At 36.7% G+C, this 17,421-nt stretch carries 14 protein-coding genes; 7 read left to right on the top strand and 7 right to left on the bottom strand.

The features are described from left to right. Nucleotides 1-85: 85 nt before the first annotated feature. The 7 genes from AC1RNE_RS21290 to AC1RNE_RS21260 all read right to left on the bottom strand — a co-directional run bounded on the left by AC1RNE_RS21290 (nt 86) and on the right by AC1RNE_RS21260 (nt 9,116). A complete protein-coding gene (locus AC1RNE_RS21290) occupies nt 86-946 on the bottom strand; it encodes a DUF58 domain-containing protein (RefSeq protein WP_492803978.1) in 861 nt (286 codons plus the stop codon). Nucleotides 947-948: 2 nt separating this feature from the next. After that, nucleotides 949-1,932: an AAA family ATPase gene (locus AC1RNE_RS21285; RefSeq protein ID WP_492803976.1), complete on the bottom strand. Its 984-nt coding sequence runs from the start codon at nt 1,930-1,932 to the stop codon at nt 949-951. 3 nt (nt 1,933-1,935) lie between these two features. After that, nucleotides 1,936-2,550: a DUF4159 domain-containing protein gene (locus tag AC1RNE_RS21280; protein WP_492803974.1), complete on the bottom strand. Its 615-nt coding sequence runs from the start codon at nt 2,548-2,550 to the stop codon at nt 1,936-1,938. Between the two features lie 147 nt (nt 2,551-2,697). Continuing rightward, nucleotides 2,698-4,035: a TldD/PmbA family protein gene (locus AC1RNE_RS21275; RefSeq protein WP_492803973.1), complete on the bottom strand. Its 1,338-nt coding sequence runs from the start codon at nt 4,033-4,035 to the stop codon at nt 2,698-2,700. 122 nt (nt 4,036-4,157) lie between these two features. Next, the gene (locus AC1RNE_RS21270) at nt 4,158-5,798 is read right to left on the bottom strand and encodes a TldD/PmbA family protein (RefSeq protein ID WP_323250582.1); all 1,641 of its coding nucleotides are present in this window, start codon (nt 5,796-5,798) and stop codon (nt 4,158-4,160) included. A 255-nt stretch (nt 5,799-6,053) separates the two neighbouring features. Continuing rightward, nucleotides 6,054-7,373: a TldD/PmbA family protein gene (locus AC1RNE_RS21265; RefSeq protein ID WP_492803971.1), complete on the bottom strand. Its 1,320-nt coding sequence runs from the start codon at nt 7,371-7,373 to the stop codon at nt 6,054-6,056. A gap of 99 nt (nt 7,374-7,472) precedes the next feature. Further along, nucleotides 7,473-9,116, bottom strand: a complete 1,644-nt coding sequence (locus AC1RNE_RS21260) for a TldD/PmbA family protein (protein ID WP_492803969.1) — start codon at nt 9,114-9,116, stop codon at nt 7,473-7,475. A 695-nt stretch (nt 9,117-9,811) separates the two neighbouring features. Here AC1RNE_RS21260 and AC1RNE_RS21255 point away from each other — a divergent pair. The 7 genes from AC1RNE_RS21255 to AC1RNE_RS21225 all read left to right on the top strand — a co-directional run bounded on the left by AC1RNE_RS21255 (nt 9,812) and on the right by AC1RNE_RS21225 (nt 17,398). Beyond that, nucleotides 9,812-11,416 carry an arylsulfatase gene (locus tag AC1RNE_RS21255; protein ID WP_492803968.1) on the top strand — a complete coding sequence of 535 codons (1,605 nt, stop codon included), beginning with the start codon at nt 9,812-9,814 and terminating at the stop codon, nt 11,414-11,416. A 302-nt stretch (nt 11,417-11,718) separates the two neighbouring features. Next, nucleotides 11,719-13,347 carry an arylsulfatase gene (locus AC1RNE_RS21250; protein ID WP_492803966.1) on the top strand — a complete coding sequence of 543 codons (1,629 nt, stop codon included), beginning with the start codon at nt 11,719-11,721 and terminating at the stop codon, nt 13,345-13,347. Nucleotides 13,348-13,443: 96 nt separating this feature from the next. Beyond that, nucleotides 13,444-14,532 carry a formylglycine-generating enzyme family protein gene (locus AC1RNE_RS21245; protein WP_492803964.1) on the top strand — a complete coding sequence of 363 codons (1,089 nt, stop codon included), beginning with the start codon at nt 13,444-13,446 and terminating at the stop codon, nt 14,530-14,532. Nucleotides 14,533-14,994: 462 nt separating this feature from the next. Then, on the top strand, nt 14,995-15,912 hold the full coding sequence (locus AC1RNE_RS21240) for a hypothetical protein (RefSeq protein WP_492803962.1): 918 nt from the start codon (nt 14,995-14,997) through the stop codon (nt 15,910-15,912). A gap of 54 nt (nt 15,913-15,966) precedes the next feature. Further along, nucleotides 15,967-16,116: a hypothetical protein gene (locus AC1RNE_RS21235; RefSeq protein ID WP_492803960.1), complete on the top strand. Its 150-nt coding sequence runs from the start codon at nt 15,967-15,969 to the stop codon at nt 16,114-16,116. A gap of 26 nt (nt 16,117-16,142) precedes the next feature. Then, nucleotides 16,143-16,316: a hypothetical protein gene (locus AC1RNE_RS21230; RefSeq protein WP_492803958.1), complete on the top strand. Its 174-nt coding sequence runs from the start codon at nt 16,143-16,145 to the stop codon at nt 16,314-16,316. Nucleotides 16,317-16,495: 179 nt separating this feature from the next. Next, nucleotides 16,496-17,398, top strand: coding sequence for a sterol desaturase family protein (locus tag AC1RNE_RS21225; RefSeq protein WP_492803956.1), 903 nt, complete (start codon nt 16,496-16,498; stop codon nt 17,396-17,398). The last annotated feature ends 23 nt before the right edge of the window (nt 17,399-17,421 follow it).

The raw sequence follows: 17,421 nt of genomic DNA, 5'->3' as shown, positions 1-17,421 counted from the left end.
TTTAGGCTTTATGCAAGTCAAAGTATATTAAAATTCCAATTCAGAGCAAGATGTTTTAGCCTAAAGCTAATAACCAAAATCACCCTTACCTTCTTTTCAAAGATTCACTGATTACATTAGCAATAGGCTCTTCAAGACTGGTTCTGAGTAGATACACAAAAGGAATTTGTAAAGCCAATGTCAGTTTTTTTAGATAGCTTTCCGCATTTTTCAATACTTCAGCTTTGATACCTTCAGCTTGCAACTCTACTTCCTTCCCTGTTTCTAAGTCTTTAAAGCGAAAAAAGCCTTTTAAATCAAAATCTATTTCTTGTTTGCCCAATACCTGAAAAACCATTACTTCTCGATGTGGATTGGCTAGATTCTTAATCAAATTCAACCATTCTTCATTGATTTGTAAAAAGTCGGAAACAAAAATGACGACCTCTTTTTGCTTTTGTTGAAAGATTGGAAATTTAGGATTTTCATTTAGCCAATCTCCACTTGCTTCGGCTTTTTCTAAAGCATACAAAATTCTTTGAAAAGACTCTTTTCCTGAACTGACCAATGTTTGTACTTCTCCATTTTGCAAGGCATACAAACTCATCATATCTCCTTGACGATAACCCAGATATGCCAATGAAGCCAACAAGATTTTAGCATATTGCAACCTACTTACGCCATTCTCAGTATAATTCATCGACCCTGATAAATCGATGATAAACCTAAGGTGATAATTACTTTCGGTTGAAGATTCTCTGACTAAATGCTTTTGGGTTCTTGCATACAATTTCCAATCGATTCGCTTAGGGTCGTCGCCAGCTTGATAATGCTTATATTGTTCAAATTCTATTCCGTAACCAAAGCGTTTACTATGATGAATCCCCAACATCAGCTCTTCACTGACCAATTTACCAGCCAGTTGCAGGTTGTTGAGTTTTATTAATTCGGTGGATAATAATGCCATAATTATTTCAAATTTTTCAATAATTCAGCAATTACATCGTCCGTAGTAATTCCTTCGGCATCGGCTCTGAAATTAAGGGAAACACGATGTCTTAGAATCGGGAATGCAAGGGTGTTGATATCTTCAGGTAAAACTGAAAAACGTTCGTGCAATACGGCCCTAGCTTTAGCACATAATACTAGGGCTTGTCCTGCCCTTGGCCCTGCTCCCCATTCACACCATTGTTTTACAAAAGCTGAATCTGAATTAGCGGGACGCGTTGACCTTACGAGTTGATTAATTTTTACAATCAATTCTTCACTAATATGTACCTGACGTGTTAGTTGTTGTAAAGTAATAATATCTTGATCAGTCATGATGGTTTGCAAAGTTTGCTTACCTATGCCTGTTGTACTTTTTAACACTTGTAATTCCTCTGTTTCAGAAGGATACCCCAGTTTGATATATAACAAAAAGCGGTCTAATTGTGCCTCAGGAAGCGGATAAGTACCCGCCTGCTCGATGGGGTTTTGCGTAGCGATAATTAAAAAAGGCTTGGGCAAATCATAGTTGGTTCCTGCATACGTTACCTTGTATTCTTGCATGGCTTCTAGCAAAGCAGCCTGTGTTTTGGGGGGTGTACGATTAATCTCATCCGCCAAAACAATGTTTGCAAAAATAGGACCTTTATTGAATTTGAAGAATTTCTTGCCTGTCTCATGGTCTTCCTCCAAAATCTCTGTTCCTACAATGTCACCTGGCATTAAATCAGGTGTAAATTGTACTCTTTTGAATGACATCTCCAAAGCCTCTGAAATGGTTTTTACCATCAGCGTTTTTGCAAGACCAGGAACACCTTCGAGTAAGCAATGTCCCCCTGCTAAAAGCGAAATTAGGATTTCATCAATCGCTTCTTCTTGTCCAACAATTACTTTAGCAATTTCTTTTTTTAGTAATGGCAATTTAGCCACCAATGTTTTATAATAAGTAAGGTCTTTATTTTCCAATGTCTAAACTGTTAGTGCGTATTGAATGATATTTACTCCAAATTTTGTATTGTCTTCTGCGAGCCACCGTTTATTTCGGAAGTCATAATCCCATTCACATCCATAATCTTTGTTGCTATACAAAACCCCAATTCGTCCATTAATAGTGATGGCTTTTAGGTAATCATGTACAAGGTCGTCGCCCCAACCATTAAGTTCAAAACTTGTTGTTGGAGGACCGTCAAAGTGAAAGAAGCAATTGTAAATTGGATGAGTATTCGGAATTTTCTGTAAGGCTTTTTCTCCAAATGTTCTTCCCATTTCTTGTTCAAACGATTTGGCGAAAAGTCCATCAATATCATGGTTACAATCATCCACAAATACAAAACCGCCGTTTTCTACATATTTGCGAAAATTGTCTCGTTCTTTACTAGAGAATTCTACTAATTTATGCCCACTCAAATAGCAAAAAGGACTTTTAAAGAGCTCGTTACTGCTCAATAGGACTACTTTCTCTTTATCATCAATGGGTATGGTTGTATATTCTACCAAAGAATTAAGGATATTTGAAGGCATTCGTTGGTCTGTATCCCAATCTCCAGAAGCATATTGAATTCTTGTAAAAATAAATGGTTTCATATTTGATATGCATTAAGCTATGAGCTATAAGCTTTGAGCTTTTACAAAGTTTCATAGATTTATTCTTCTTGTATCATGAAGCAATAAAACTGAAAAATGCAAAACTAAAATCTTACAGCTCAGAGCTCAATACTTACAGCTTTTATTTTATACCGCATCCGAAAGTGATGAGAAAGTAAACTCTCTGATTTTCATTGGCGGTACCATGTAATTTTGATTCGATTCTGTGCTGACTACACGCTCAGTTTTGCCTAACATCTCAAGGTTATTCAGCATGATAATCGGACTTTCGTTGAATCTAAAATTTTTGATAGGATACTTGATTTTTCCATCTTCAATATAAAAAGTACCGTCACGTGTAAGCCCCGTTTGTAATAACGTTTGTGGATCCACTGAACGTATATACCAAAGTTTAGTAACCAAAATACCTCTTTGTGTACTTTTAATCATCTCTTCTAAAGTAGCCGTTCCTCCTGGCATAATCATGTTATTAGGAAAAGGAACAGGTTTTACACCTTTCTCTTTTGCCCAATACCTTGAATAAGAAAGGTTTTTAACTACTCCTTTTTCAATCCACATTAATTTTTCTTGTGGTTGACCATCCCCAGCCCAAGGAGAAGCAGGTAACTCTGGATGGGTTGGGTCAGAGAAAAACGTTACTCTTTCATCTACAATCTTCTCACCTAGTTTTGTTTTGCCACCGGGTTTACTAAAAAATGAACGACCTTCGTCAGCACTACGGGCATCCATATCGTAGTAAATGTTTTCCAATAATACTACAGCTGCCGTAGGTTCTAAAATAACAGTATATTTCCCAGGTTCTAATGCCTTAGCCCCTTTTGACCCTATTGATTTTTGTATAGCAACTTTAGTAGCAGCGGCAGTATCTAATTTATTCACATCACTATACCCCTTGGCTACATAGCCAGAACCCGTACCGTCTTCTGTACGAACCGTCAATGAAAAATTCACATTGGTACTTTTGTAATAAGCAAAAAGTCCTTTTGAATTCATCATGGCAGTATAGCCTTTTTGGTCTTCTAAAAAGCCTGCAGCAACTAGTTTTTGTTCTCTAGATAGTTTCAGACTTTTTGCAACGGCTTCTGCACGTGTATCAGGCGTAACGCTACCTGTTGAATCAAAATATCCCGTAGATTTAATATAAGTTTGTGGTCCTAATAAACCTACGTATTCAGGATTTTCAGGAGCAAGCTTTGCTAATTCTTCTGCACGACGTACTACTTTTTCTAATGAAGCATCATCAAATTCATCAATGGTTGCTACGCCTACCTTTTTTCCATAAGCCGACTGAACAGTAAGGTTTTGGTTAGTTAAAGCGCCACTGGTTGATACTTCATTTCTAGCATAGCGAAGATTCCCACGGGTTTCTCCTAGCAGATTGACCTCGCATTCATCTGCTTTTGAATAGCTTAAAACCTTTGTTAATAAGGCTTTAGCTTCACTTTCAGTTAATATTATTGACATGTTGATTTCGAGATTAAAGAGTTTGATAAGCTGGTTGGCTTTCGGGTATCGGATTTCAGATGTCGGTTTTTAAAAGAATTATTAAATCCGAAGGCTGAAGACCGAAAGCTGATAGCTTAAAGCTATATTTTACGTGCTGTATTAATTACATTCACACCATTAAAACGAGCCGTTGAACTACCATGAGAAACTGCACTTGATTGCGAAGGCTGACCTTTACCATCAAAGAACGAACCACCCAAACGATAATCACGATCATCACAAACCTTTACGCAAGAATTCCAGAACTCTTGTGTATTAGATTGATAGGCTACATCTTTTAGCATTCCTACAATTTTTCCATCTTTAATCTCATAATACAATTGTCCACCAAATTGGAAGTTATAGCGTTGTTGATCAATCGAGAACGAGCCATCACCAACAATATAAATTCCTTTCTTAACATCCTTAATCATTTCATCTACTGACAACGCTTCTTTGCCTGGAGCAAGCGAAACATTTGCCATACGTTGAAATTGTACTGATGACCAACTATCTGCATAGCAACAACCATGAGATTCTTTTTCGCCAATAATATGTGCTTGGTCACGAATGGCTTGATAATTTACCAAAGTGCCTTCTTTTACTAAATCCCATTGTTTGGTTTTTACCCCTTCGTCATCCCAACCTACAGCACCTAGCGAACCTACCTGTGTTTTATCCGCAAATAGATTTACTTGTTTACTACCATAATTGAAGTTTTTACTCTGCCATTTGTCAAGCGTAGCAAACGAAGTACCTGCAAAATTGGCTTCATATCCCAATACACGGTCAAGCTCTAATGGGTGACCCACAGACTCGTGAATGGTTAACCATAAGTGTGAGGGGTCTAATACTAAATCGTATTTACCTGCTTCAACAGACTTTGCAGTAAGTTTTTCTTTAGCTTGTTTTGAAGCAGCGATAACATCTTCCAACATATCATAACCCTTGTTGTAGCGAGTAGTGATGCCTGTAATTTTATCGCTAGGATTGGTTTGTAGGTATTCATAACCCATTCCCATCGGAGCACTTAATGTTCTACGCGTCTCAAATTTCCCAGACTTAGGGTCGATAGCCGTCACATTGAAGATTGGCCAGATTCTATGAACATCTTGGTCGATATACGAACCATCTGAAGAAGCAAAATACTTTTGCTCATTTACTAAGAAAAGTACAGAGTTTACATAATTAGCCCCATTTTTCATGGCGGCATCATTCACTCCTAGTAATAAATCTACCTTTTCTTTGATAGGTACTTCAAAGGCATTTTTTTGAATAGGAGCCTTCCAGCTTACTTCGCCATAGCCATTCTGAGGGGCCAATTGTACAGGCTGAGTCATCAATTTAGCATTCGCCTTAGCAATAGCAACGGCTTCTTCAGCGGCTCTTGCAGTATCAGCTTCTGATTTGGCATCCACTACGGCTGCAAAACCCCAACATCCATTGGCAATTACTCTCACGCCTACGCCATAAGATTCTGTGTTGACAATGTTCTGAACTTTGTCTTCACGCGTTACAACATACTGATTCAGGTAACGTCCAATTCTTACATCTGTGTAAGTTGCTCCTTTAGCTTTGGCGGCATTGAGTGCAGCATCAGCTAACCTTTTTTTGACTGCCACATCTACGTAGCCATCCATAAGAGCCTCAGCGGAAACAGGCCTTCCGACGATTGGAATATTGGGAAGCATCAATGCTCCCATACCCAAGCCTGACATTTGAATAAAATCTCTTCTTTTCAAAGCTTTTAGTTTTTTTAGTTGAATAGATAGAGGAAAAGTGCTTAGGAAACAAATAAGAATTTATACTTATTAATGCTTTTGGCTATTACCAAAATATCAATAAATAATCCCTCAAACCTGTTCGATAGGTTTTTCCAAATACCTAAATATATTGTTTTTGATGAAGATATAAATACTTTGAAAAGTATGATTTTGATGAATGGTTAAATAAAGAAGGTGAATGGCTGACAATTCAGACCATCCACCTTCTATTAACTATACAGCATCAGATAAACTACTGAAGGTAAAGTCTCTTATTTTTAATGGAGGAACCAAACTACCTCCTACGCGCATCGGAGCACCCATTGCTTCTAAATTATTAAGCATAATTACTGGGCTTTCGTTGAAACGGAAATTTTTGATTGGATACTTAATTTTTCCTTTCTCTATGTAAAAAGTACCGTCACGTGTAAGTCCTGTATACAATAATGTTTGAGGGTCAACCGCACGGATGTACCAGAAACGAGTGACCAAAATACCTTTTTCAGTACCTTTAATCAAGTCTGCTAATGATTCCGAACCGCCAGCCATAATAAAACCTGATGGTGGTGGGGTAGCTTTTACACCTTTTTTCTCTGCCCAAAATCTTGAATATGTTAGGTTTTTAACCACGCCATTTTCTATCCAATAGATTTTTTCTTGTGGACGACCATCACCCGAGAATCCTGCTTTAGGAATTTCAATATTGGCTGGGTCTGAAAAAATACTTACTCTTTCGTCAAACAATTTTTCTCCTAGACGTATACCCCCGCCTTTTTTACTCAAGAAACTTCTTCCTTCATCTGCACTTCTGGCATCCAGACTTCGCATCATATTTTGCAATAAATCAATCGATGCCGCAGGTTCAAGGATTACGGTATATTTCCCCGGTTCTAATGCCTTTGCTGAACTTGAAGCCAATGCTTTTTGCATCGCCACTTCAGTAGCTGACTTTGTATTCAACTTTGTAGCATCGTTGAAATCACGAATAGCATAGCCAGAACCTAAACCATCTGCTGTACGAACAGTAATTGAAAAGTCGATGGAAGTAGATTTGTTATAACCAAAAAGTCCTTTGCTATTGCCAATCGCATTGAAGCCCGAAGAATCTTCTAAATATCCTGCGGCTGTCAAATTCTTTTTAGAGCATGGATCAATGCTTTCAAAAGCAGCTTTTGCACGGTAATCAGGATCAATACTTGCTGTACTTTGTGAAAACGTACCAGATTCTATGTATTTCTGTGGACCGAGCATCGGTACATATTCAGGGTTTTCTGGTGCCAATTTGGCTATTTCCTCTGCTCTTCTAACAGTTTTTTCTAATGATTTATCATCAAATTCATTGATGGTTGCTGTACCAGCGCGTTTGCCAAATACTGCTGTTACTGCCAAAGAGAGGTCTAGTGACTCCCCACTTGTAGAAACAGAATTTCGAGCATAACGAATATTTCCTGTGCGACTTCCACTTAGTGCCACACTCATTTCATCAGCTTTTGAAAATGCTAAAACTTTGTCTATTATCTTTTTAGCTTCTTCTTTTGTTAATATAATTGACATTTTTTTTCGAGATTAAGTTGAAAGCTGTAAGCTTCGAGCAATGAGCTTTGAGTTTTAAAATCTCGTAGCTGATAGCTCATGGCTCATAGCTGAACTAAACTATATTTTACGTCCTGTGTTAATCACATTTACACCGTTGAAACGAGTCGTGGCACTTCCATGCGAAACAGCACTTACTTGCGAAGGTTGCCCTTTCCCGTCAAAGAACGAACCGAATGTACGATAATCGTCTTTATCACAAATCTGTGCGCAAGAATTCCAGAATTCCTGTGTATTTGATTGATAAGCTACATCATCCAACATTCCTACAATCTCTCCGTTTTTGATTTCATAGAATAACTGACCCCCAAATTGGAAGTTATAACGTTGCTGGTCGATAGAATATGAACCACGACCAATGATATAAATACCTTTTTCAACGCCCTTAATCATGTCAAAAACACTCAACTTTTCTTTACCAGGACGTAAAGACACATTTGGCATTCTTTGGAATTGTACCGAGTTCCAGTTGTCGGCATAACAACAGCCGTGCGATGCATTTTCTCCTAGAATATTTACTTGGTCACGTATAGCTTGGTAGTTTACCAAAATTCCATCCTTAATCAAATCCCATTCTTTACAAGGTACGCCTTCGTCATCATATCCTACTGTACCTAATGTATATGGCTGTGTCTTGTCAGCTACAATATTTACTTGTTTGCTACCATAGTTGAAAGCCTTCGTTTTCCATTTATCTAATGTTGCAAAGCTAGTTCCTGCATAATTGGCTTCGTAGCCCAATACACGGTCAAGCTCAGTTGGGTGACCTACCGACTCGTGAATAGTCAAGCCTAAGTGGTTAGGGTCAAGTACTAAATCATACTTGCCAGCCATGACCGATTTAGCCGTCATTTTTTCTTTAGCTTGCTTAGCTGCCATGATAGCATCTTCTACCATGTCGTAAGAATTACGATACCCTATTAAGCCGTTTGGTGCAGCAATTTTTTCGCTTGCTAAGCCGTCTAAATATTCATAACCCATACCCATCGGTGAACTAATGGCATCACGTGTTTTGAATTTACCAGCTGCTTTATCAACCGCAGTTACGGTAAAAGTCGGCCAGATACGGTGTACATCTTGGTCAATATAAGAGCCATCTGAAGATGCAAAATATTTTTGCTCGTTTACTAAAAACAGATTGGAAGTAACAAATCCTGCACCATTTTTCAGGGCTTCGCTGTTTACTTTCATCAACAAATCTATTTTTTCTTGAACAGGTACTTCAAATGCATTTTTCTGGATAGGTGTTTTCCATGAAACCTCACCAACACCTTTTTGTGGAGCAAGAATTACAGGCTCTTTTTGGATTTTAGCATTCGCTTTAGCAATGGCTACCGCTGTTTCTGCACATTTGGCAATACCTTCGGGTGTAACATCACTGGTAGCAGAAAAGCCCCAAGTTCCGTTAGCAATTACACGAATACCCACGCCATACGATTCAGCATTCACAATGTTCTGAACTTTGTTTTCACGGGTAAACAAGAATTGTTGTAAATATCTACCGATTCGAACGTCGGTATAAGTAGCACCACGAGATTTGGTAGCATTCAAAGCGATGTCTGCCATTCTTTTTTTAAAGGCTACATCTGCAGCAGGTTCTAGCAAACGCTCTGCTGTAACCATATTTCCCAAAACAGGAACGGACGAGCCCATCATGGCTCCTAAGCCCATACCAGATAATTGGATAAAATCCCTTCTATTCATATTGGGGTTTGTTGATTGAAGTTAAAATTAAATGAGGTAAAAATCGTGATGAAATAGACTATTTAACCCTGTTCTAAAAAATGGATGAAACAGTACAATCTAAAAATAGTAAATAAAAACGCAAAAACCATCTCTTTATTCGACAAAAAGCTAAAGTTTATCGACATCTGTTTGCGATTTTATTTAATTTGGCAAAAAACACCATTTTCAGAACAAAAATTTGTCTTTCAAGTTTTCAAGAAAACATCTAGTAAATGATCTTAATAAACCACCTTTTAAAATGATGCTCTTCTTTCAAAGAACATACTATTGATTAATTATTTTAGTAAATCATTTGGATATTTGAAATCAATAAATCAACTTTGCCTATCGAAATGATAGACTTATATTTATTAGCCACCAATAAATATAACCATAACCAAATTTAAATTATTTGAAATGACCTTAAAACGAGTAAAGATTAATCAAAGAAGGGAAAAATCTTTCCCTCAAAAAGTGGCGTACTCCAATTTATTCACTTCTTGCTGTTGTTGCAATTAAGCAAAATACTACAACTCTTTTAAATAGCTGACTTATTCATCTTATTCATAAATGATGTGTCGATTCTCCATGTCATCTATAAAATTTAGTGATTAAAAAAATACTGTTAAAATGATAGGATTTAGTCCTATAGAAAAAATAGAATATTAATATTCATGAAAATTAAACAAATACTCTTACTAAGTCTTTTCTCGCTAAGTTTTGCCTCGTTTAGTCAAAATAAGAAAAGTAACACCCCTCCGAATATCATTTTAATTATGGTAGATGATATGGGTTATTCAGATATCGGAGCTTATGGCTCAGAAATCAGCACACCCAATATCGACAAATTAGCCTTTGAAGGTTTACGCTTGAAGGAATTTTATAATAATTCTATTTGTGCTCCTACGCGTGCTTCATTAATTACGGGTCAATATCCACATAAGTCAGGCCTAGGCTATTTTAATGTCAATTTGGGCTTGCCTGCTTACCAAGGCTTCTTAAATAAGGAATCTTTGACTTTTGGAGAAGTACTTAAAACAGCAGGATACAACACTTTTCTTTCTGGTAAATGGCACGTAGGCAACGATAGTTTGTATTGGCCTAACCAGAGAGGGTTTGATAAATTCTATGGCTTCATCGGTGGCGCTAGTAATTTTTATGCCGACGCAAAAGATGCGCCAGTGGAATTGGTAGAAAACAATAAAAGAATCACATTAAAAGATGGAGAATATCTGACCAATACAATTACAGATAAAGCGCTGTCATTTATTGAAGAACAAAACAAGACCTCTAAACCATTTTTCTTGTATTTAGCTTTTAACGCTCCGCATTGGCCTTTACAAGCTTTACCAGAAGACATTGCCAAATACCGTGGCAAATATAAATTAGGGTGGGATTCTCTAAAAGTCATTCGTCATGCTAAACAAGTACAGTTAGGATTGGTAGACCCGAAGCAAACCATTGCTACACGTGATGAAGAAGTGCCTAGTTGGGATGCCTTTACGTATGATGAGCAACAATTATGGCAAAAGAAAATGGAAGTATATGCCGCCATGCTCGACCGTGTTGATCAAAATGTAGGAAGAGTATTAGCCAAATTAAAAGAGCTTAAAAAGGATGAAAATACATTAATCATTTTTATTTCCGACAATGGTGCTCAGGGTGGTTTTTCTCCTTTAGGGAGAAAACGTTCTAGAAATTCTGGTCCTATTGGGTCGTCAGGTTCTTATGAATACCAAGACCAAAGTTGGGCTTCATTATCTAATACACCATTTCGTTCTTACAAAAACAATTTCCATGAAGGCGGTATCAGTTCTCCATTCATAGCTTGGTTTCCTAAAAAAATCAAAGCTGGGGGTATCGCTCGTGGTACAGGACATTTAATCGACTTAGCTCCTACTTTTTATGATGTAGCAGGTGCAAAATATCCAGAAAATTATAATGGTGTAAAAACCAATGCTTTAGCAGGTGTCAGCTTGAAAAAGTTATTATTTGAAGGTACAGAAGTAAATCGTGAACAACCCATCTTCTGGGAACGTGGTGGTAACAGAGCCGTAAGAAAAGGAAAATGGAAATTGGTTTCTACTTACCCACAAACAAATTGGGAATTGTTCGATGTAGATGTTGACCGTGGTGAAACAACCGATTTGGCAACAAAGAATCCTGATATAGTAAAAGCATTAATTGCCGACTATGAAGCATGGACAAAGAAAAATAATGTAGAAAATTATGATAAAATAAAGCCTGCGGTTCAAATCGGAAATGGAACGAGGTTTTAAGAAGCTGTGAGCTTTGAGTAATGAGCTTTTAGCATTGAGTATTTTACTACAAATATTAAAATATCTTAGGCGTTAACAGTTTCCGAAATTCCACTGTTTGAGCGGAGCGAGTCGGTTCGCCGATGCGATTGGAATTTCTTGACTTTCTTTTGCGGTCCGCCGCGCGGTTACTTTTCTTGTGTCAAGACAAGAAAAGTAAGGCCTACATGAGGAAAAATCTTTTTATAGGCATTTATTAAGGGTTTTAAATATTCTCGCTCACTTACAAATTTTAAAGACGATTAATTAGCATAACCATTCTTATGAAAAATAAAGCATTTACTTGGATAGGGATTTTATTTGCCTTAGGCCTATCTACTCAATATACTTTTGCCCAAAACAAAAAGCCAAATATCATTTTAGTAATGGTAGACGATATGGGTTATTCTGACCTTGGTGCGTATGGTTCAGAAATCAATACGCCTAATATCGATAAACTGGCTTTTGAAGGTATCAGACTTAAAGAATTTTACAATAATTCTATTTGTGCGCCTACCCGTGCGTCATTAATTACAGGACAATACCCTCATAAAGCTGGAGTTGGCTATTTTGATATAGATTTAGGCTCGCCTCCTTACCAAGGTTTTTTAAACAAAGAATCATTGACTTTCGGAGAGGTACTTAAAACAGCGGGCTATAATACTTATCTTTCTGGCAAATGGCACGTTGGTAAAGACAAATCAGTATGGCCTACCCAAAGAGGCTTTGATCAGTTTTATGGTATTTTAGGGGGTGGCGCCAATTATTTTGATGCAGAAGATATTCCACTTGGGCGTCCATACCCTGTAAGCTTGATTGAAAATAATCAACAGATTCATCCAAAACCAAACTCATATTATTTCACGGATGAAGTAACGAATCATGCTATAAAATTCATTAGCGAGCCAGCTAATCAAGAAAAGCCATTCTTTTTGTACTTAGCTTATACGGCACCACATTGGCCATTACAAGCTTTGCCAGAAGACATTGCTAAGTATAAAGGCAAATACGATTTGGGTTGGGATGCTCTCAGAAAAAAACGTTTAGCTAAATTAAAATCATTAGGGATTCTAGATGAAAAACAAACCATTGCAGAAAAAGATGTAGAAATTCCTGAATGGGATAATTTAACGTATGATGAAAAAGAACTTTGGAAAGCCAAAATGGAAGTGTACGCTGCCATGTTGGATAGAGTTGACCAAGGCATCGGGAAGTTAATCGCAAGTCTGAAGGCACTTAAACAAGATGAAAACACTTTAATTGTTTTTATTTCTGATAATGGTGCTCCTGCGGAAGATGTAGCACATTTGGGCAATAAAGTAGGCAAAAATGCTGGTCCTGTAGGGACTTCTGGCTCATTTGAATCGCAAGGTAAAAACTGGTCATTCTTGTCAAATTCACCTTTTCGTGCATTTAAATCTTTTGCTTTCGAAGGAGGTATCAGTTCTCCATTTATCGCATGGTTTCCAAAGAAAATAAAATCGGGTACTATCAGCAAAGGCACAGCACACTTAATTGACTTAGCACCTACTTTTTACGAATTGGCAGAAGCTAAATATCCTGAAACATTTAATGGGGTAAAAACCAATCAATTACCGGGTAAAAGCTTGACAGGGCTGCTTTTTGACAACAAGGAAATACAACGTGAAGAAGGTATTTTCTGGGAAAGAGCAGGCAACAGAGCCGTAAGAAAAGGCAAATGGAAATTAGTTTCTATCTATCCTTCTTATCAATGGCAATTGTTTGATTTAGATAAAGACAGAGGCGAAACGCAGAATGTAGCAGCCAAAAATCCATTGATAGTAGATGCGCTTTCTAATGACTATTTCAAATGGGCTGCCGCAAATGGCGTAGTGGATTATGATACTATTAAACCAAGTGCTCCGCTTTTACCAGTTAGAAAAAACAAATAATAAATCAAGCGGTAAGTTTTGAGTGTGAAATTTAAAAGTACTTTTGTAAAGTAATCTCAAAGCTTAATACTCAATGCTAAAAAGCTACTATTCAATATGAGAAAAATAATTTATACCGCTTTAGGAGTGAGTGGTTTTGCTTGGTTAATGCTCCAAGGCAATGCCCAAACTGTTCAACAAAAACCTGCTGCTGGAGATAAAATTGTCGTTTGCAAAGTAAAAAGTCCAACTTTTGTTAAAAATAAGTTTGCTTCTGATAAAACCAATGTTACGGCAGGCAAGGCATTAAGCTACCAAAATATGGTAGAAATTGCAGGAGGGACATTTACGATGGGTACTGATGAATATCCAGATGCGCAACCTAAACATGGGGTAACTATAAAAAGTTTTTTGATGGACGAGCATGAGGTAACCAATGCTGAATTTGCAAAATTTATAAAAGCTACTGGCTATAAAACAGTAGCGGAACGTCCTTTAGACCCAGCAGATTATCCAGGAGTACCGATTGATAAATTGGTAGCAGGCTCAGCCGTCTTTACTCCTCCTACTGAAAATGTAGGATTGGATAATCACCTTCAATGGTGGGATTATGTGGCTGGTGCTAACTGGCAACATCCTAAAGGTCCTTCGAGTACTATAAAAGGACATGAAAATGAACCAGTTGTACAGGTTTGTTATGAAGATGCGCTAGCTTATGCCAAATGGGCAGGTAAGCGATTGCCTACTGAAGCTGAATGGGAATTTGCTGCAAGAGGGGGAAAAACAGCTAGTAAATATTATTGGGGAAATGTACTAAAGCCTAATAATAAATGGATTGCTAATATTTTTCAAGGGAATTTTCCGAGTGGAAATACGTTGGAAGATGGTTATAATGATGTAGCACCCGTAAAGTCTTTCCCAAAGAATCCTTATGGATTATATGACATGGATGGAAACGTTTGGGAATGGTGTAGTGATTTGTACAGACCAGATTATTACAAGAATAGCCCGAAAGTAAATCCTAAAGGGCCAAGTTCAAGCTATGACCCTGAAGAACCCAACGTAGTAAAGCACGTGCAAAGAGGTGGCTCATTCCTATGCAGTGATCAGTATTGCATACGCTATATAGCAGGAAGTAGAGGAAAAGGAGAAACGAGCAGTGCTAGTAATAACTTAGGATTTAGATGTGTAAAAGATAAAAACTAATAATCATTGTAATATTGGAAACAATATTTGTACTTTTTGAATATTGTTTTTCCATTGTATTGATTATCAGTAAATTAATATTTTTAGACCGAATATTTTTCCAAAAATATTTGGTTTTTTAAAAACATTAAACCATCTTTGTCTATCGAAATTATAGACTTATAATTTCATCGCAATTATCTTGTTAGCCACCAACAATGCATGATTGCCTAATTTACCGTAACTTTTAATTAAGCGTTAATCACATGGAATGCTCAAAAAATAATGGTCACGACTTCACACTCAAGGTGGTTCAATCTCTTGCTTCCTTTTCTTGCTGTTGCTGTTGTTGATAGCCGAAACCTCAAATTATTTTCTTAAATAAGATATATGATATTTTATATGCTTTGTGTTCAGAGCAATTAGTATTCGTATGCTTATTCCTTACAATTATTTACATGTAACGTAAACAGATCAAAAAAAATGAAAGCAAAACTAACAGGACTTTTCCTTTTATTAGGTACGCTTGCGAGCCAAGCCCAAGATAATAAAGTAAGTTTAGGCGGAACACGCTTTACCTATCCCCTTATCGAAAAATGGATTACTGAGTATAAAAAGATATATCCTAAAGCGGATGTACAATTAGCAAAAAATGTTGGTGAATCTGTTACCATTCAGATCATCGCATATCATGCTGAACCAACTGCCTTTGGTGATGACAAAGAAATTACTCCCGTAAGCAGATTTGCCTTATTACCCGTTGGTAATGAAAAGACTCCTTTAGCTCAGAACTTAGCAAAGAAAGGTGTTAAGAAAGAAGAATTGAAAAAATACTTCTTAGAAGACCCTGAAGATGCACTTGAACAAGACAAAGACGCTCCGAAATATCAAGTATATACGCGTGCTAGCAAAGTTTGCTCTTCAATTTCTTTCGCTAGTTATTTAGGAGACGATGCTGAAAACATTGTAGGAAAAGGAATTACGGGTGATGACAAAAATCTATTAGAAGCTATTAAACGTGACCCACTAGGCATTACGTATAATAACCTAGGTTACTTGTATGATTTACAAACAAGACAGCCTTTAAAAGACTTTACTATCTTCCCGATTGATTTAAACAACAATGGAAAATTAGATAAAGAAGAACAAATTTATGGCAACTTAGATTTGCTTATTTCTTTCCTTGAAAAAAACCCTACCAGCAAAGCTATTCCTACAGAAAACGTCTATTTTATCACGCATAAAAATGCTGAAAATGAAGAATTGAAGCGTTTTGTGAACTGGACAAAACATGAAGGACAAGCTTACGTCAAAGAATTAGGCTTTGTAGGCTTGAATGATACAAATGATAATAAAAGTGCTTTTGTAGAATCAAACAATTCATTTAAAAGCAAAAACTAGCCTTTTCGTTGTCTTACTTCTTTTCATATTGCTACATCAGCCTAAAATAGGCTGATGCAGTTGAACCTAACTTATACTCAGATGATGACTCTTCAAGATTTTAGCACTATTGGGAAAAAAGTGCTTATTAGTATCCTTGTATTCTTAATTCCAGTGACTATCCTAACAGGAGGTATTCTATTGGTAGAACATTTATTAAATTAATCAGCCATTTCCTAAAATCACTCAAAATGACCTTAGAAAAAAGTCTTGCTCGTAAAATTTTTCGAGACTCATTAGTTAGTCTATTTATTTATGCTCTCCCTATTATTTTACTTTGGGGATGGTTTTATTATAAAGGTGAAAGACCTTGGCTTAATAAAGTAAAAAATACAACAAGTACTTCGGCAAGTGCCAAGGAATAGATAGAGATATGAAGACATGAGATGCAAGACGCTAGACAAAAGATATAAATAATATTTAATCATTGAAAATATTTTGGTTCGTTCCAGATTTCTTGTAATAAGTAAATATTCTCGCCTTTTAATCTATTAAATCTATATATTAATATGACTAAACATTTACCTTAAAAATAACAAATAATATGGTACATTTTATCGAAGCAATTTTTAAAAACCTTAACGGTTGGGGACTTACAGCACTAACATTTATTTTAGGCTTTGCAGAATTCTCATTGGGCTTATATGGCAAAAAATGGAATAATAACGAAAAACTATTAGACATTGCTTGCTATACATTACCCAAATTAGTAGTTGGTCCAGTGGTCGCATATTTTGGTTTGAAAATATTGCCATTTGTTTTACCTCATGCTAAAAACGAATTCACTTGGATTCCCTTCGTTTTCGGCGCGTTAATTATTGCCATTTATGATGATTTAACACAATATTGGTATCACCGTTTACACCACCAAGTACCCTTTATGTGGCGTTTTCATCGTACCCATCATTCTGCCCCATACATGGGTATGGCGATGGCTTCGAGACAAAATATTATTTACACGATTTTCTTTTCTCAGTCTTATGTAACTACCGTTTTGGTTTACTTAGGCTTGGGATATCCAGCCTTATTCGTAAAAGGGCTGAAATCGTTGATTACGAAATTGGCTCACTCAAGTATTAAATGGGATAAGCCATTTTATGATAACAGATGGTTACATTCTGTAGCATGGTTATTAGAACGTACTATTTCAACACCTGCTACTCATCATGCACACCATGCAGATTCTACAGATGATGGTGTTGGTCATTACAAAGGAAACTTCGGGAATATGTTCTTTTTATGGGATATTATTTTCGGTACGGCACTCATTACCCGACAATATCCAGCAGCTTATGGTATTAAAAACTATCAAAGTGAAGAATGGTATGCACAGTTATTGTGGCCAATTTTAAAATCTAAAAAAGAAGGAAGTGAATTATCAGCTAATGGACCTGAAGTGGCAGACGAAGAACCAACACCAGTACCAGTAGCATTGGAATACGCTTAATTGATAATCATTATTCAAATCAT

The organism is Arcicella sp. GW822-FHT02H01, from assembly GCF_058802005.1.
This window is presented reverse-complemented; position numbering and strand designations above follow the sequence as displayed.